We start from the raw sequence: 16,614 nt of genomic DNA on the forward strand, positions 1-16,614 counted from the left end.
TGAAAGGTGCTGGTTGACCGCCTAAAACCTACATTTTTAAACCGCCATAAACCTGCATTTCAAAACCGCCCTTGACAGACAATCACTATGGACATGAATGCAGCCTATCAGCTCTTTATCCATGAAGTATTTCCTCAAGCCCAGATAATTATTGATCGATTCCATATCGTGCAGTTGCTTGGACGGGCGCTGGATCAAGCCCGGATTGCGACACTGAAACAGATTGAAGATCACCATCTGCGCACCTACAAGGTGCTTAAAACCCAGTGAGCCTCTTTCACAAAGCTGCGCCGGATGAGATTCATACTCGCTATTTCTTTGGTCTCAACGAGTACATGACTGAGCAGAATGCGTTTGACATTGCGCTCAACGAGTATCCCTCGCTAAAGTTCGTTTACGAAACATATCTGGCCTTCCATAGCGCCTTGATGAACCAAGATACTCGTAAACTCTGGCATTTGTTAGATACTTATCGCAACACGGGCACACCGTTAGATATCGCAATGGAAACGTTGAGAAAGAACCGAGCAGGAGTCTTAGCCGCAACAGCCAGTCCTAGATCTAATGGCCCGATTGAGGGCGTCAACCGATTGATCAAGTTATTGAAACGTTCCTGCTTTGGGTTCAGGAACCAAGGCAATTTCTTTGACCGTATCTATCAAATTACCGCATAAAACAACAAAGCAGTCCCTTAAAAGAGAGGACTTCCAAATGGATAAAATTTATTCTTCAACACCAGTTGACGTTGAGCCATTTAAATTAATTTTCTTACGTTTAGTGGACTCATGATTCGGTGAATTGCAACACACCATTAAGCTATTTGAAAACAAAAAAAGCTCCTCGAGAATTACTCTCGAGAAGCCAATCATTATCACAAAACCGACAGCCCAACTTGATAGGCGAAATCTGCAGAAAGGGTTAAACGATAATCAATGGATGCTTAATACTTTAGGCACGCTTGCGACGATCGCCAGCCAGTCCGAACAGTGCACCCAAAACTGCAACGGCACCGACACCAGCTGCAACAACATTGTTGTTATCGCCAGTCTTTGGCAGAGTTGCTTTAGTAGCTGCCTTGGTAGCGCCGGTCGTCTTGTTGGCAAGCGGCGTAGTCTTAGCTACTGTAGACTTGTTTGTAACAGCAAGCCCGTTTGCATCATAACCAGCCTTGGTAAGCTGATCCTTTGTAACAGAAACAGGTTCGTCAACCTTTGACTCAAACTTAGGTGTGTTGTCGTAGTAGGCTTCCTTATTGATAGCTGTCGGGTTGCCGACCTTTGACTCAAACTTAGGTGTATTGTCGTAGTAGGCTTCCTTATTGATAGCTGTCGGGTTGCCGACCTTTGACTCAAACTTAGGTGTGTTGTCGTAGTAGGCTTCCTTATTGATAGCTGTCGGGTTGCCGACCTTTGACTCAAACTTAGGTGTGTTGTCGTAGTAGGCTTCCTTATTGATAGCTGTCGGGTTGCCGACCTTTGACTCAAACTTAGGTGTGTTGTCGTAGTAGGCTTCCTTATTGATAGCTGTCGGGTTGCCGACCTTTGACTCAAACTTAGGTGTGTTGTCGTAGTAGGCCTCTTTGTTGATAGCTGTTGGGTTACCTACTTCAGCCTTCTTGGTGTTGTCATAGTAGGCTTCTTTGTTGATAGCTGTTGGGTTACCTACTTCAGCCTTCTTGGTGTTGTCATAGTAGGCTTCTTTGTTGATAGCTGTTGGGTTGCCTACTTCAGCCTTCTTGGTGTTGTCGTAGTAGGCTTCTTTGTTAACAGCAGTTGGGTTGCCTACTTCAGCCTTCTTGGTGTTGTCGTAGTAGGCTTCTTTGTTAACAGCAGTTGGGTTGCCGACAGCTGTCTTAGTCTCAGCAGTCTTCTTGACAGAAATGTAATATTTTTTTGTGGTGGTGCTGTAAGCACCAAGAAAATCACTCGTATAACCTGCTGGTAGATACTTAGCCAGTTGGGCGTATGTTAAACCGGTGTGCTCTGGTACTGTAACCGAAACGGTCGGGCCAACAACTTCTTTAGTATCTTGATCGATGAAATCAAATGAAATCGTTTTTGTAGCCGACTGAGTCTCTGCTGAACCGTCAGTTGCAGTAGCAGCAGAAACAGTGTTACCGCCCAGTGCGGAAACGCTAAATAATGTCGCAGCCGCTAATCCTGCGGCAACCCAAGCCTTGTTGGCTTTGTATAATTTCTTTGCTCCGGAACGTTCTTTCATAGTTGAACTCCCCCTATATAGGATGTTTAAAATTTGATAGTTGACCAAGTTATATTGGTGGAAGACCAAGTTAACTTAACCAGTTACCTAAAGTCTATTACATGGCTTTTAGTTGCGGAGTCAAAGAAAAAATTATATAAGAACGATGAGCAAGAATGCTCATTGTAAAAATAATTTCAAAAAATAGGACAATTGCTGTGTGTATATCACCTTCTTGATTCGTCCTTCCAAATTAATGCCTTGTTTTTGGCCTGTCAACCAGTTTTCTCTCAACTGTTCGGAATTAAATTGGACGCATAAGTCCGATACTTAGATTTAGTAATATTTTACCCAATATTGATATTTTAGTTATATAAAAATTTCCAGCCACGGATTATTCCAGATAATTAAAGGTTTGTACACACTTTCAGATAAAAAAGTACCCCATTGTTAATGGGTACTTCATATTTATCGTTTTACATCAAACTGGCCACTTGGATACACCCAGTATAAATGTTCCAACATTAATTGATTTTTACCATACTTACGATAGCCACCAATCTCATCGACTTGAATTCCAGCATTGCCTCGTTTAATGCCACGATAACGGTAGGTCGGCGCAGCATTAGAATCATTAGGGTTCTTCTTAAAGTAGTTCTGCACCGTCAACAACGCGCCATATTCAGAGGTGGTGAGGCTTCGCTCTGTCGCATTGATCACTTCACCACTGGCTGAGTAACTTACTTCTTTCTTGCGCTTTGACTTCGTGGAGGCCTTGTTTTCTTTGGAGGATGACTTCGAGCTCTTACGGTCACCCCGTTTCTTTGAGGACGAGCTGGTGCGAATGTGTGACGCTGAAGCCGCAATCTGAGGGCTAAGAAGACGGTCATACACAATCAGCCCAATTAACGCGATGACCAGCACAATCAGCAATCGCCGAGTCCCCGAAACCAGTTTTTTAAGCCAACGTCTGTGAAGCCGCGTATCCGACATTTTGGCGAAATGAAGGTAACGGAAATAGTAGGCAATAATCATGAATAAGATTAGCGCCCCAACGCTGAGCTCCCGATAAAGTGCTACTTCAAAAATTCGAAACACAGCGTCCATAACAATCCTCCATTCAGCAATTAATAAATCTACACAATTTTATCAGTTCTATAAACCAATTAATATAGGTGAGCACTGAATTTTTATAGCTGAATTTACTTCTCCGGAAAAAGGCTATTAGTTGTCGGTCTGCTGCCCATTTCGATCACGGCTGTAGACCACTGCCACGATACCGGACTGCCAACCGATCGTCACCGGTTGTTGGCCCAGAAATTCGTTTGACGCCCAGGAAAACGGCGTCATGCTGGACCAGTACTTGAGCGGATACTTAGCGCCGGCAATATTTAGCCCCTCGATCCCCGTCAGCGGCACAATGCCCAGGTACGGGTACTCCGGCTGGGCGGGCAGCTCATGCTTGCCGCTGCGGTAGAACTGGACCCAATTCTGTGCATCAAGCATTTCGATCTGCTCTGTCCATTCTTGAAACCGGAGCTCAGTCGGTAGAAACAGGTTAGAAAGAAAATGGTCCAGCCGGCCCCCAGTGGCGCCGATCAGCCGCACCCGGTCGGCACCGGCATTAAACGCCAGACGCACGGTCATTTCCGTGTCCGTCTCATCCTTCTCAGGTTTGGCAGTGTGCAGCTCAGATACGCGACGTTTGACGTGGGCAAATTCAGCCGCCGTCAGCGAATCAAAATCTCCGACCGCAAACTGCGGCGTGATGCCGGCTTGAAGCAAATGCAGGGTCCCACGGTCAACACCGACCCAAGTGCCGGCTAACTTTTGCCAGTCGTGCGGCAGCAAGCTGACTGGCCCGCCGACCATCAGATTCATCATCATCATTTGCCGGCCGCCCGCAGTTTGCTGATTTGCTTGGCCGGCGACTCGCCGTCAGAAAAGACGAACGACCCTGCGACAAAAATATCCGCGCCAGCCTTGGCAACGGCACTGATGGTCTGGTCACTGATCCCGCCGTCGACCTCGATGGTGAAAGCTAACTTGCGTCCAGTCCGCAGCTTAGCCAGCCGCGCCACCTTGTCCGCCATGGCTGGCAGGAAGGCCTGACCGCCAAAGCCCGGGTTGACCGTCATGATCAGCACCTGATCGACAATGGGCAGCACTTCCTCGATCGCCGTCAGACTCGTGCCTGGGTTCAAGACGACGCCGGCCTTCACGCCGTGATCCTTGATCAGCTGCATCGCCCGGTAGATGTGCGGCGTGGCCTCAACGTGGATCAGCATGGTGTCCGCACCTGCTTTGGCAAACGCCGGGATCCACTGCTCGGGGTCATCGACCATCATGTGCACGTCCAGCGGCAGCGAGGTGACCGGCCGAATGGCGGCGACCATCCCCGGCCCGAAGGTCAGATTTGGCACAAAATGCCCGTCCATCACGTCGACGTGGATCATATCCGCGCCGCCTTCCTGGACGGTGCGAATGTCGCGCGCCAAGTTGGCAAAGTCTGCACTCAAAATTGAAGGGGCAATTTTCATCGCCAATACTTCCTTTCTAGTTCTTCTGATAAGTCGGCCGCTTGCCTTGAAGCTCGGCCCGAAACTGCATGTAATCGTCGTAGCGGCTTTGCATGATCGTCCCCGCTTCAACAGCGGCTTTCACCGCGCAGCCCGGCTCCTTGTCGTGCTGGCAGGACCGGAACTTGCACTGGTCCGCCACCTGGACGAACTCGGGGAAACGGTCGCGCAGGTCGTCCAGGGTGACATCGAGCAGCCCGAGTGACGAGAACCCCGGCGTGTCAGCGACCAGGCCGCCTTCTGCAAGGAACAGCTCGGTAGTGCGGGTCGTGTGCTTGCCGCGATTCAGCGCCTTGGAGATCTCGCCGGTGGCCAGTGTCAGGCCAGGCACCAGGTGGTTGATCAGCGTCGACTTGCCCGCCCCGGTTTGGCCGGTGAAGATGGTGAGCTTGTCCTTGAACGACGCCCGCACTTTTGCCAGCGTCGCCGGTGAAAATGGCGGCACACTGGCAAAAGTCGCATAGCCGATCTGCTCGTAACTCGTCAGCGCCGCTTGGATCTCCTTCAGTCGTGCTGCAGGCACCAGGTCCGTTTTGGTCAGGTAAATCTCGGCATGAATTTGCTTGCCTTCCAGGTACACCAGAAAGCGGTCAAGCAGATTCAGCGAGAAGTCGGGCTCGGCTGCGGCGACGACCAGAATCGCCTGGTCAATGTTCGCCACTGGCGGGCGCACCAGCGCGTTCATTCGGGGCTTAAGCCGCAGCAAATACCCCTCATCGTCGGTGCCAACGCCGGGCGCAAACTCGGCAAAGTCCCCGACCAGCGGCGAAATTTTTTGGTTGCGCAAATTGCCGCGCCCGCGCGTACGATACACGGTGCCGTCAACGGCGATGTCGTAAAAGCCGCTAACTTGCCGAATGATGCGACCCGTTTTTTCGTTAGTCGCCACTGATATTATCCTCCGATTGCACGACGCTGCCGTTGTTCTCAATGCGGTAGGCGCCAGTTTGACCATTTTTCAGCGTGAAGTTCAGCGTGATGGTCTGGTTGGCGGTGATGGTCATCGTCTTATAGACACTGCTCAGGCTGTGGGTGCTGTCCTGCAGGTAAATGGTGATCTGATTGGCCGCATTGCCGCTGGCCCCACTGGCAGACGAGCTGCTGGCGGCCGGCATGTATTCAAGCTGAACTGTCCGGGTCGCCGACTGGGTCGCGTCACTTGAGGAACTGGAAGCGCTGGCCGGGTCCTGGCCCTTCGAGAAGGTCACACTGATTGAATCCCCGCGCTGTAAGTCGCTGCCTGCCTGCGGATCCTGACTGATCAGCTGTCCGGAAGCCACACTGTCGTTGTAGGCGGTGTTGATCTTAAGGGTCATCCCGTGCGCGGTGGCCCAGGCGCTCACTTGCCCCTCGCTTTGCCCGGAAAAATCAGGCATGGCGACGGTCGCGGACCCGCTTGAAACCGTCAGCGTGATGGTCTTGCCGTCCGGGACGACACTGGTGCCGGGATCTAGACTCTGCGCCATGATCTCGCCAGCGGGAATCTCGTTGCTGGCGCGGCGTTTGCGCTTGACCGTAAAGCCAGCCTTCTCCAGCCGTTTTTTAATGGTCGAATACTGATCGCCGACGTAATCGCCGAGCTTGTATTTCTTGTCGCCGGAACTGACGATGATGTCGACCGTGCTGCCAGACTTCACACTGCTGCCGGCGTTCGGGTCCGATTTGATGACCTTATCCTTTGCGACTTTGCTGGAAGCCTGTTTGGTTTCTTGACCCAGCACCAGGTCGGCCGCTTCCAAGGCACTTTCAGCCTGGGTGCGGCTCATCCCCGTCAACTCAGGGACGGTAGCCTCCTTACTGCCGCCGGTCAGCGACAGGACGACAAACAAGATAATGGCGGCCACGATGACACCGGCCAGCACAAACGGCCAGTATTTCTTCCAGCCGTGCTTACCGGTTTTCTTCGGGCGCTGTTTGGGCGCATCCGCCGGCCGTTCCGCAGCTTGCGGCGTCGGCGTCGTGGTGGCCGCATGGACTGGTTGGGCGGCCGCGCTTGAGCCGACCATCGGCATGACCTTGGTTTCGTCAAGGTCTGAGGCGTCCGGGACAAACTTCTCCTCGTGCGCCCGCGCTGGCGACAGCGCGGTCTTCAGGTCCGCCGCCATGGCGTCCGCCGACGTATACCGGTTGGCCGGGTCCTTGGCTGTGGCCTTCAAGACCACGTTTTCCAGAGCCTGCGGGATCCGCGGGTCGAACTCGCGCACGCTCGGCATGTCCTCTTGGAAGTGCTTGAGCGCAATGGACACTGCCGAGTCGCCTTCAAACGGCACCGTCCCGGTGAGCATCTCAAATAAAATGATGCCGAGCGCGTAGATGTCGCTTTGCCGCGTCGGCATGCTGCCGCGGGCCTGCTCCGGACTCAGGTAATGCACCGAGCCCAGCAGCGAGTTGGTTTGCGTCATCGAATTGTCGGACAGCGCGACGGCGATCCCAAAGTCGGTGATTTTCGCGTTGCCGTCCTGGTCGATCATGATGTTTTGCGGCTTCAGGTCGCGGTGAATGATGTTGTGATCATGCGCCACCTGAATGCCGGCCAGGATCTGTTCCATGATGTCGATCACCCGCTGGTACGGGATGGGAAAATGCTCGACGATGTACTTTTTCAGGTCGGAGCCGCGGACGTATTCCATGACCAAATACTGCTGGTCATTGCTTTCCCCCACGTCGTAGATTGACACGATGTTCGGGTGGACCAGCTCAGTCGTCGCCATGGCCTCGCGCTGAAAGCGGCGCTTGGTGTCGGGATCATTTTGCAGATCAAGGCGCAACACTTTGACCGCGACGTCGCGGTCCAAGATCAGGTCATGCGCCAAATAGACGTTGGCCATACCCCCTTCGCCAAGGGTTTTGAGCAGCTTATAGCGCTCGTTCAAAATATAACCAGGTTCGATCATCGCTGCTCCCTCCAATCCTGGTGAATGATCAGCGCCGAGATATTATCCGGCCCGCCGGCCTCGTTGGCCATATCGATCAGCCGCTGGGCTTTGGCGCCCAAGGGCTGCTTGGAGCCGATGACCTTCGTGATTTCATCGTCTTCGACCTGCTTGGTCAAGCCGTCGGAGCACAGCAGCAGATAGTCATCATACTCCATGTCATAAATCGTGACATCGGCGTCGACGTCCTCGGACACACCGAGGCTGCGCGTGATGACGTTGCGCTGCGGGAACTTCTCCGCTTCCTCGCGCGTCAGCTCGCCGCGGCGCACCAGCTCATTGACCAGCGAGTGGTCCTCGGTGATCTGAATCAGGTGATCGTGGCGATACAAATAAGCCCGTGAATCGCCGATGTTGGCGACCACGAAGCGCGAGCCGGAGATGATGACGGCGACCAGCGTCGTGCCCATCCCCGTCAGGTCGGCGTAACGCTGCGCCTTTTCCAGGATCATCGAATTCTCCTGCTGCAGCTCAAAGATCAGCCACCGCACGATTTTCTCAACGTCGGTGTTCTGCGTCGCTTCAAAGGCGTGACCGAGGTGCGACACGGCCATTTCCGAGGCGACATCGCCGCCTTGGTGGCCGCCCATGCCGTCGGCGACAATCGCCAGCGTCACGCCTGACGTATTGGCGAACAGGCCAACGTAGTCCTGATTATTTGGCCGTTTACGGCCGATGTCTGTCCGATAGGTATATTCCATTCATTCGTCCTACTTTCGTACGAAGCTGGCGATGAAGAAGCCGTCCGTACCGTAATCGTCGGGAAAAAGCTGCAGGGCCGGCGCGTTGTGCGCCCGGTCAAGCGGCCGGTCGACTGGGACCGGCACCTGCTCATAGTCGGGGTGCGCCGCCAAGAAGCTTGCGACAACACCCTGATTTTCCTCTGTTACCATGGTACACGTACTGTAGGTCAGGCGTCCATTCACTTTTAGTAAAGGTGCGACCGCGTTCAGAATCGCCAGCTGGATCTTTGGCAGGTTCACCAGGTCTTGCGGCTGCTTGGTGTAGCGAATTTCCGGCTTACGGCGCAGCAGGCCCAGGCCCGAGCACGGCGCGTCGACCAGGATCCGGTCGAAGCTTGCGGCGTCAAAATGATCGCCGGCTTCGCGGGCGTCCATTTGTGCCGCGTGCACGCGGTCTTCCAGGCCCAGGCGCTTGGCGTTGTCCTCGATCAGTCGCACCTTGTGCGGGTGCAGGTCGAGCGCGACGACTTTCCCGCCTTGTGCGGGGTCCAGGTACTGCGCGATGTGGGTGGTTTTGCCGCCCGGCGCCGCGCAGGCGTCCAGCACCCGGCTGCTTGGCTGCACGTCGAGGCTCGGCGCGACCAGCATCGAGCTTTCGTCCTGGATGGTGTAGCGCCCTTCTTCAAACGCGCGCGTGCCGGCGAGGTGGCCGCCGTCTGCGACCAGACCCACCGGGGTCAGCGCGCTTTCGCGAATGCTGGGGAACTCGGGTTCAAGTTCGGCGGTCACTTCTGCAGGGGTGGCTTTGGTGGTGTTGACCCGCAGCGAGGCGCCGGCCGGTTCGTCGATGGTTTTAAGGATCGACTCGGTTTTCTCAACGCCCAGCTGCTCGCTGAGTTTTTCAACGAGCCATTCCGGCACACTGTACGTGATCGACAGCCGCTTGGTGGCCGGCTGAATTTTCGTCAAGTCGGGCACTTCGCTGCGCTGCAAGTTGCGCAGAATCGCCGTGACGTACTGGCCGATGCCGAGGTTACCCATTTTCTTGGCGATCTTGGTCGACTCGTTGAAAATCGCCCGGGCCGGAATGCGGTCCAGGTACACCAGCTGGTACACGGCGGTTTGAAGCAGCACGTGCACCCACGGGTCGAGCTTGCGATCGCGCACGAAAGGCTTGAGGTAGTAATCCAGCGTGATGCCATGCTGGATGACCCCGTACACAATGTTGGTCGTGAGCGCCGCATCGCGCTCGCTGAGGTCACTTTTCTTCAGCTGGGCGTCCAGCGTCAAGTTGGCGTAGCTGCCCTTGGTGGTGACGCGGGTCAGGATGTTAACGGCGACAGTGCGCGGATCATTTTTCGGCAATGATTTGGTCTCCTTCTTGAATGCCGCGGCCGGCCCCGTTCAAAAACGCGGCGATGGGCTGCTGGCCCTTGCCTGCCGGCTGAAGCGTGTTGATGGCAAACGTGGTGCCAGCGCCCGCGGCGACGACCAGGCGCTTCTTGCTGCGTGCCACGACGACGCCAGGCTTAGCTTCAGTGGTCTCCTCAAGCGGCGTGATGGCCCAAAGCTTGACGCGCTCGCCTAGCAGGGTCACCCAGCCGCCGATTTCGGGTCGCAGTCCACGGACCCAGTTGTCGAGCTGCTCGGCCGGCAGCGTGATGTCCAGGTGCTCCTGGTCCTTGCTGATGGTCGGCGAGAACGTGACCAGGTTTTCGTCCTGCGGCGTTGGGACTTCGCCTGCGATGATGTCCGGGAGCTTTTTCATCAAGAGGTCGCGGCCCACCAGGCTGAGCTTCTCAAACACGGTGCCTGTGTCGTCGGCGCGCGTCAGCGGAATGGCCGCCTGCGCCCACATCCCGCCGGCGTCCATTTTCTTGACCATCTGGATCAGCGTGACGCCAGTTTCAGCATCGCCGTTGATGATGCTGTACTGGATCGGCGCGCCGCCGCGGTACTTCGGCAGCAGCGAGCCATGCACGTTGACGGCCGTGATTTTGGCCGCGTTCAGGAACTTGGTCGGCAAGAACTGGCCGTACGCCGCGGTGATGATCAAATCTGGCGCCAATTCGATGGCCTCAGCCAGCTCGGGACTGCCGCCAAGCTTTTCCGGCTGCAGCACCTTCACGCCCAGCTTCAGCGCGGCCTGCTTCACCGGCGATTGGGTCAGCTGTTGCTTGCGCCCCACCGGTCGGTCCGGCTGCGTGACCACCGCCAGCACGTCATACTCCTTGGCGACGGCTTCTAAGATCGGCACCGCGAACTGCGGCGTGCCCATGAAAATTACACTAGTCATATGCTCTCCTTACCTTAAATGAATGTCAAAGGTTCCTTGTCGATGCCGACAAAATACCCGTTGCGCGTTCCGACCTGGGTGTCATCCAGGATCTTCGTCAACGTCTGGTCAAGCCGTGGCTCCCTTTTGTACTTGATCACCAGCTGATAAATGTAGCGATTCTTCAGCCGAGCGATCGGGCCCGGAGTCGGCCCCAACAGCACCGCAGACGGTGATAAACTGTCGGTCAGCTGCTTGGCCAGCTGGTAAATCAGCTTGGCGGCCGCTTCCTCCTGCTGATGGCTGACGGTCACCTTCGTGGTGAAGTAGTACGGCGGATAGTCACCGCGGTGGCGGATCGCCATCTCCTGGCGGAAGAAGCCTTCGTAGTTTTGCGCCTGCGCGTACTGAATCGCGTAATGGTCGGGGTTGAAGGTCTGAATGAACACTTCGCCAGGCTTTTCCGCCCGGCCGGCGCGGCCCGACACCTGCGTCAGCAGGTCAAAGGTGCGCTCACTGGCGCGAAAATCAGGCATCCCCAGCCCGGTGTCGGCATTGATCACGCCGACCAGGGTGACGTCGGGGAAGTCCAGCCCCTTGGCGATCATCTGGGTGCCGAGCAGAATGTCGGCCTCGTGCGCCCCAAACGCCGCCAGGATTTTCTCGTGGCCGCCCTTGCGCCGCGTGGTGTCAACGTCCATGCGCAGCACGCGCGCTTGTGGCAGCAGCTGATGCAGGCTGGCTTCAACCTTTTCGGTGCCGGTGCCGTAGTAGCGGATCTTGCGCGACCCGCAGCTCGGGCACACGGTCGGAATCGCTTCCTCGTGGCCGCAGTAGTGGCAGCGCAGCGTGTGCGTGTCCATGTGCAACGTCAGGCTGATGTCACAGTTCGGACACTGCACCCGGTAGCCGCACTCGCGGCACATCACAAAGCTGGAAAAGCCGCGCTTGTTCAGCAGCAGGACGCTTTGCTCGTGGCGGTCCAGCCGCAGCTGCAAGGCGTCGAGCAAGGCCTTGGAAAAATCGTCCTTGCCGCCTTGCTTGTAGGCCTCGCGCATATCCACAATGTGGACCTGCGGCAGCGGCTGGCGGTTGATGCGCGAAGGCAGGCGCAGCAGCGTGTACACACCTTTTTCCGCCCGAGCGCGTGACTCCAAACTCGGAGTCGCGGAACCCAGGATCACCGGGGCCCCGAAAGTCTGGGCGCGGTGCAGCACCACATCGCGGGCGTGATAGCGCGGCGCGTCGTCCTGCTTGTATGACGTTTCGTGCTCTTCGTCGATGATGAACACGCCGATGTTGGTCAGTGGTGCAAAGGCTGCCGACCGCGCGCCGACGACCACTTGCGCCTCGCCGCGCTGAATGCGGCGCCACTCATCAAACTTTTCGCCTTCAGACAGGCCCGAGTGCATGACGGCGACTTCGCGGCCAAAGCGACCCTTGACGCGGTGCACCATTTGCGGCGTCAGTGCAATTTCAGGCACCAGCATCATGGCGTTGCGCCCTTCCTTGAGCGCTTCGGCAATCACCTGCAGGTACACCTCGGTTTTGCCCGAGCCGGTGACCCCTTCAAGCAGAAAAGTCTTGGGGGTCTTCTGCCGCACCGCCGCATCGACGGTGCTGACTACTTTGCTTTGGTCGGCAGTCAGCGTCAGCGGCTGCGTGCGCTCGCCGTGGTCCAGGTCGTCGTACGGGGCGCGGTAAACTTCGCGAGTATCCAGGCGGAGCCAGCCTTTTTTGGCGGCTGCGTGCACCGCGGTCCGGTCGACCTCGCCGCGCTTGACGGCCTCGGCGAGCACCGGCTGACTGCCGGCATTGACCCACGTCCGCAGCGCGGTGATCAGCTGCAGCTGCTTGGTCGCGTTGGCCCGCACCCCTTCACGCAGGGTGGCATATTCGGCAGCCGTTTTCAGCGGCACAACGACCTGCTCGGTTTTAACCTTGGCGCGGTCCTTGCGGGCATACCGCAGCGTCAAGGCGTCTTGGTCGATCAGCCGCATGACCTGGGCTGAGACTTCGGCTGGCGTGTGACTATCCAGCACCAGCTGGTCCTGCCCGGCCAGCAGCGCCTCGGCCTCGGCCGTGGGCTGGCTGCCCAAGGTGACACTTTTGATGGTGTCAACTTTCAGCATCGCCGGCAGCATCGTTTGAATGCAGGTGATCCAAAAGGCGTAAGTCGTTTTCGCCAGCCAGTGGGACAGCGCCAGCGTCTCCTCGTTCATGACCGGCGCGTAATCAAGCGCCGCGATGATGGGCTTCAGTTCACCTTCAAAGTCCGCATGGTCGGCCAGTGCCACCACCATGCCGGAAACTTCCCGCTTACCTTGGCCGAACTGAACCCACACGCGCATCCCCGGCTGGATCCGCGCTTCAAGCGCCTGCGGAATGGCATAATCAAACGGACGATCCGTTTGCATGGTCGGCACGTCGACAATCACTTTTGCAACGGTCATGCCCGCACCTCCTGAATCCGGCGCAAAATTTGCTGCGCCAGTTCAAGCTTGGGGGCCTGTGCCAACTCAATCGGCGCCTGGCCCGGCTGAAGCAGCGTGACGGCGTTGTCGTCGCGGTTAAAGCCGAGGCCCTTGCCGACGCGGTTGGCAATCAGCATGTCCGCCTGCTTGCGCGCCAGCTTGGCCTGGGCATTTTGCAGCAAGTCATTCGTTTCGGCCGCAAACCCGGCGACGAACTGGTGGGTTTTGCTGGCCCCCAGCGCCGCGAGAATATCGGGATTTTGCACCAGATCCAGCGTCAGGCCTTGGTCGCCAGTTTTCTTCAGCTTGCTTGAGGCGACCTCACGCGGCCGATAATCCGCTACTGCCGCCGCCATCAACACAATATCCGTCTGGTCAAAGCGGGCCTGAACTTCGGCATTCATCTGCTCGGCCGTCTCAACTTTTTCCACCTCGACTGCCGGCAGCGTCACCTGGTGTGCAGTCGTGATCAACGTCACCTTTGCGCCAGCCGCAGCCGCCGCGTTCGCCAGGGCCGTGCCCATTTTACCTGAGGAATCATTGGTCAGGTAGCGCACCGGGTCCAGGCGCTCGCGCGTGCCGCCGGCAGTGACCAGCACCTTGACCCCGCGCAAGTATTGGTCGCTGGTGGCCAGTGCCGCAAACTGTGTGATCACCGCTTCATCGGGCATGCGGCCTTGGCCGGTGTAACCCTCGGCAAGGAAACCGGTCGCAGGCGTCAGGACCTGAACACCCAAGTCCTGTAAGTGCGCCACGTTGGCCTGCGTCTGCGGGTTGGCCCACATTTGGTCATTCATGGCTGGCACCACGAGTTTCAGCCCGGCGAAAGCCAGCAAAGTGGTCGTCACGACGTTATCTGCCATACCCGCCGCCATTTTGGCCAGCGTGTTGGCCGTCGCCGGCACCACCAGCGCCAGGTCCATCCAGCGCGCAAGCTCGACGTGGGCCACGTGTTCGGGCGCGGCAAATTCGGCGGCGTCGGTCAACACGGCATGCTTGCTGACGGTTGCCAGGCTTTGCACGGTCACGAAGTTTGTCGCAGCGGGCGTCACGGCCACGCGCACCTCAAAGCCCGCCTTGATCAGAAGGCGTACCAGGTTAGGCGTTTTGTATGCGGCGATTCCGCCAGTGATGAACACACCGATTTTCTTTGCCATGAGTCAGCCTCCGTTTCGTCCTTCATTATAGCAAACATTACCCGCCAAGAAGTTTTGGCCCTGAGCGACCTGATTTTGACGGCTTTGAATACAGAAAAAAACAGTCACGCGGCTGACGTTGCCGCATGACTGCCCTCGTGTCCCCAGACACGAAGTGAGGTTTTGGTTGCTCAAGCTTCTACAATTAGCGCTTTGTGCTTAGGCCTTAAGCCAGGAAAAAACAAACACTCCCTAAACATGTTCGAAGGAGCGGCCCTATCAACCCATAAATTTGATTATAATCCTAACGGAAATAAATGGCTGAGTAAATCGCTCAGCCCCACGATTTTTTCCAAAATAAAAGCGGCAAAACCCTGTCAGGTTCTTCCGCACCAGTCAATTACTCTTCTTTGTGGTCCAGCTTTTCGGCGTCGCGTTCCTTCATCTTCGACTCTGGGTCGATGATGACGTCGCCGGCTGCAATTTCCTCAAGCGCCTGGCCGACCTTTTTCAAGGACTTGTAGTTCGGCAGCATCTTGATGCCGCCCTGCTCCAATTCGTGGGCCCGCTTGGCGGCCAGCACTGCCAGCGAATAACGGGATGGAATCTTTTCGAGTAAATTATCAATCGATGGGTAAATAATCATGTTTGTCTTCTCCTTAATGACGTCAGGGATGAATCTGGAAAATCTGGCGGGTGCGCCGTAAACGGGTGCCGCCAGGCAACGCCCGAACGCTTTGCTGCTCCGCGTGCGCCATAAACGTGCTCCGCTGGCCAACGCCCGAGCGCTTAGCTACTCCGCATGCACCATAAACGTGCTCCGCTGGCCAACGCCCGAGCGCTTAGCTACGCTGCCAGCCTCGCCGCCAAAACCAGCGGCAATGCTGGCAGCTAGGCTAATCGTCGGGCTAAGTGCGGCCAGCTCCGCACTCTCTCTACTGTACCATATTCCGGTACTTATCGATAACGCGCGGGACGCGCAAGTGCTCGCTTTCGATGATGCGCTCGATGCGCTTGCACGCCTTTGGGACCTCGTCGTTGACCACCGCGTAGTCGTAGTTTTCCATCATTTTGATCTCTTCAGCGGCCTGTTTGACCCGCTTGTTGATCACGTCGGCGGAATCGGTGCCGCGCCCGATCAAGCGGTGCTTCAGCTCCATCAGATCCGGCGGGGTGAGAAAGATGAACACGCCATCCGGGCACTTTTCGCGGACCTGCATCGCGCCCTTGACCTCGATTTCAAGGAGCACATCACGGCCGCTGTCCAAGGTTTTGTTCACATACTTTACCGGGGTGCCGTAGTAGTTGTCGACGTATTTCGCGTACTCGAGCATTTGGCCGGCCGCGATCTCGGCCTCGAATTGTTCCTTCGTGCGAAAATAATAATCGACCCCGTCTTGTTCGCCAGGCCGCGGTTTCCGTGTCGTCATCGAGACCGAGTACTGAAAATCGCGAAAATCATCAGCGAGCATGGCCTGCCGGACCGTCCCCTTGCCGACCCCACTTGGTCCCGACAAAACGATCAGCATTCCCCGTTCATGCATGATTTAACCTCTTTCATCATTAGTGTTAAAAACATTATGCAGTTTGCCATATGAAATATCAAGCCCGACTGGCGGTCAAAGCCTTAAATTCAGGCGTTTTCATCATTTGCTGCGCCATTTGCCAGCCGGCCTGCATCAGACGCGGCCGGGGCTTTTGCCGAAAATCCAAAATGTTCGGGGCCCACTTGGGGACATCCAGGTGCAGCCGAGTCGCGACCTTCGGCTTGGGGCCGAGCCCGCCAGCGCCGATGCTGATGATGTGCGTCGCGCCCAAATCATGCGCCACGTCGACTGGCAGGTCATTGACCATGCCGCCATCGACGTAGTGCGTGTCTGCGATGTTCACCTTGGGATAAACGCGCGGGATCGCCGAGCTGGCAAGCAGCCACTGAAGTTGGGCGGAGGCTGGCTTGCCCGTAATGGTCACCACATGCTGGCGCATTTTCGGCAGTGCCGCAGTCAAAATAAGCACCGGCCAAGGGTGAATGGTCGGCCGTGCCACCAGCTCGCGCAGCAGCGTCGCGTAAGGCACCTCGCCTTGCCGCCGAAAAAACATATTCCGCGGGATCTTGGTCAGCCACCACTGCACCAGCTCCGCCGCGGGCAGCTTGGTCGTGCCCAGCGCGTTGATGGCGCCGATCGAGGTGCCCAGCACAAAATCGGGCCGGAGTTTACTGGTCGAAAGTGCGGCTAAAGCACCGGCTTGAAACGCGCCACGCGCGCCACCGCCCCCAAGGACTAAGCCTAACGTCATGAACATTCCTCCCGTCTGCGAAAATAATTTGCGAAAG

Annotated in this window: 14 protein-coding genes and 1 pseudogene; 1 reads left to right on the forward strand and 14 read right to left on the reverse strand. The window is 56.6% G+C overall.

Annotated features, from left to right (window positions below; translation table 11 throughout):
- Window positions 1-75: 75 nt before the first annotated feature.
- Window positions 76-674: pseudogene (locus tag EKM86_RS12640) on the forward strand (ISL3 family transposase); the annotation flags it as partial.
- A 274-nt stretch (window positions 675-948) separates the two neighbouring features.
- Here the strand turns inward: EKM86_RS12640 and EKM86_RS06530 are convergent.
- The 14 genes from EKM86_RS06530 to EKM86_RS06595 form a co-directional block, all read right to left on the reverse strand.
- Complete coding sequence (locus EKM86_RS06530) at window positions 949-2,220, reverse strand: LPXTG cell wall anchor domain-containing protein (protein ID WP_125756273.1); 1,272 nt, start codon at window positions 2,218-2,220, stop codon at window positions 949-951.
- A 447-nt stretch (window positions 2,221-2,667) separates the two neighbouring features.
- Window positions 2,668-3,306: a hypothetical protein gene (locus tag EKM86_RS06535; protein ID WP_125756275.1), complete on the reverse strand. Its 639-nt coding sequence runs from the start codon at window positions 3,304-3,306 to the stop codon at window positions 2,668-2,670.
- 117 nt (window positions 3,307-3,423) lie between these two features.
- A complete protein-coding gene (locus EKM86_RS06540) occupies window positions 3,424-4,089 on the reverse strand; it encodes a thiamine diphosphokinase (protein WP_125756277.1) in 666 nt (221 codons plus the stop codon).
- Window positions 4,086-4,739: a ribulose-phosphate 3-epimerase gene (rpe, locus tag EKM86_RS06545; RefSeq protein WP_125756279.1), complete on the reverse strand. Its 654-nt coding sequence runs from the start codon at window positions 4,737-4,739 to the stop codon at window positions 4,086-4,088. The genes EKM86_RS06540 and rpe overlap by 4 nt, the downstream gene beginning before the upstream one ends.
- 16 nt (window positions 4,740-4,755) lie before the next feature.
- Complete coding sequence (gene rsgA, locus EKM86_RS06550) at window positions 4,756-5,667, reverse strand: ribosome small subunit-dependent GTPase A (RefSeq protein WP_225419370.1); 912 nt, start codon at window positions 5,665-5,667, stop codon at window positions 4,756-4,758.
- Window positions 5,657-7,672, reverse strand: a complete 2,016-nt coding sequence (gene pknB / locus EKM86_RS06555) for a Stk1 family PASTA domain-containing Ser/Thr kinase (RefSeq protein ID WP_125756283.1) — start codon at window positions 7,670-7,672, stop codon at window positions 5,657-5,659. Before pknB ends, rsgA begins: the two co-directional genes overlap by 11 nt.
- Window positions 7,669-8,412 carry a Stp1/IreP family PP2C-type Ser/Thr phosphatase gene (locus tag EKM86_RS06560; RefSeq protein WP_125756285.1) on the reverse strand — a complete coding sequence of 248 codons (744 nt, stop codon included), beginning with the start codon at window positions 8,410-8,412 and terminating at the stop codon, window positions 7,669-7,671. Before EKM86_RS06560 ends, pknB begins: the two co-directional genes overlap by 4 nt.
- A 9-nt stretch (window positions 8,413-8,421) precedes the next feature.
- Entirely contained in the window at window positions 8,422-9,759 is a 1,338-nt protein-coding gene (gene rsmB / locus EKM86_RS06565) for a 16S rRNA (cytosine(967)-C(5))-methyltransferase RsmB (protein ID WP_125756287.1), read from the reverse strand.
- Complete coding sequence (fmt, locus tag EKM86_RS06570; RefSeq protein WP_125756289.1) at window positions 9,746-10,690, reverse strand: methionyl-tRNA formyltransferase; 945 nt, start codon at window positions 10,688-10,690, stop codon at window positions 9,746-9,748. The genes rsmB and fmt overlap by 14 nt, the downstream gene beginning before the upstream one ends.
- A gap of 14 nt (window positions 10,691-10,704) precedes the next feature.
- Window positions 10,705-13,122 (reverse strand): primosomal protein N', encoded by a 2,418-nt coding sequence (gene priA / locus EKM86_RS06575; protein ID WP_125756291.1) that lies wholly within the window; start codon window positions 13,120-13,122, stop codon window positions 10,705-10,707.
- Window positions 13,119-14,300, reverse strand: a complete 1,182-nt coding sequence (gene coaBC, locus EKM86_RS06580; protein ID WP_125756293.1) for a bifunctional phosphopantothenoylcysteine decarboxylase/phosphopantothenate--cysteine ligase CoaBC — start codon at window positions 14,298-14,300, stop codon at window positions 13,119-13,121. Before coaBC ends, priA begins: the two co-directional genes overlap by 4 nt.
- Window positions 14,301-14,679: 379 nt before the next feature.
- Window positions 14,680-14,925 (reverse strand): DNA-directed RNA polymerase subunit omega, encoded by a 246-nt coding sequence (gene rpoZ, locus EKM86_RS06585; protein ID WP_125756295.1) that lies wholly within the window; start codon window positions 14,923-14,925, stop codon window positions 14,680-14,682.
- Between the two features lie 289 nt (window positions 14,926-15,214).
- The gene (gmk, locus tag EKM86_RS06590; RefSeq protein WP_125756297.1) at window positions 15,215-15,823 is read right to left on the reverse strand and encodes a guanylate kinase; all 609 of its coding nucleotides are present in this window, start codon (window positions 15,821-15,823) and stop codon (window positions 15,215-15,217) included.
- Between the two features lie 58 nt (window positions 15,824-15,881).
- On the reverse strand, window positions 15,882-16,577 hold the full coding sequence (locus tag EKM86_RS06595; protein ID WP_164506193.1) for a patatin-like phospholipase family protein: 696 nt from the start codon (window positions 16,575-16,577) through the stop codon (window positions 15,882-15,884).
- Window positions 16,578-16,614: the final 37 nt, after the last annotated feature.

It is taken from the genome of Lacticaseibacillus hegangensis (genome assembly GCF_003946465.1).
Classification (GTDB): domain Bacteria; phylum Bacillota; class Bacilli; order Lactobacillales; family Lactobacillaceae; genus Lacticaseibacillus; species Lacticaseibacillus hegangensis.

Excerpts from the sequence above, each read along its gene's own strand:
- EKM86_RS06540 (WP_125756277.1), bottom strand. The coding sequence starts at position 4,089 with ATGATGATGATGAATCTGATGGTCGGCGGGCCAGTCAGCTTGCTGCCG.
- priA (WP_125756291.1), bottom strand. The coding sequence starts at position 13,122 with ATGACCGTTGCAAAAGTGATTGTCGACGTGCCGACCATGCAAACGGAT.
- EKM86_RS06530 (WP_125756273.1), bottom strand. The coding sequence starts at position 2,220 with ATGAAAGAACGTTCCGGAGCAAAGAAATTATACAAAGCCAACAAGGCT.
- rpoZ (WP_125756295.1), bottom strand. The coding sequence starts at position 14,925 with ATGATTATTTACCCATCGATTGATAATTTACTCGAAAAGATTCCATCC.
- gmk (WP_125756297.1), bottom strand. The coding sequence starts at position 15,823 with ATGCATGAACGGGGAATGCTGATCGTTTTGTCGGGACCAAGTGGGGTC.
- pknB (WP_125756283.1), bottom strand. The coding sequence starts at position 7,672 with ATGATCGAACCTGGTTATATTTTGAACGAGCGCTATAAGCTGCTCAAA.
- EKM86_RS06560 (WP_125756285.1), bottom strand. The coding sequence starts at position 8,412 with ATGGAATATACCTATCGGACAGACATCGGCCGTAAACGGCCAAATAAT.
- coaBC (WP_125756293.1), bottom strand. The coding sequence starts at position 14,300 with ATGGCAAAGAAAATCGGTGTGTTCATCACTGGCGGAATCGCCGCATAC.
- rpe (WP_125756279.1), bottom strand. The coding sequence starts at position 4,739 with ATGAAAATTGCCCCTTCAATTTTGAGTGCAGACTTTGCCAACTTGGCG.
- fmt (WP_125756289.1), bottom strand. The coding sequence starts at position 10,690 with ATGACTAGTGTAATTTTCATGGGCACGCCGCAGTTCGCGGTGCCGATC.
- EKM86_RS06595 (WP_164506193.1), bottom strand. The coding sequence starts at position 16,577 with ATGACGTTAGGCTTAGTCCTTGGGGGCGGTGGCGCGCGTGGCGCGTTT.
- EKM86_RS06535 (WP_125756275.1), bottom strand. The coding sequence starts at position 3,306 with ATGGACGCTGTGTTTCGAATTTTTGAAGTAGCACTTTATCGGGAGCTC.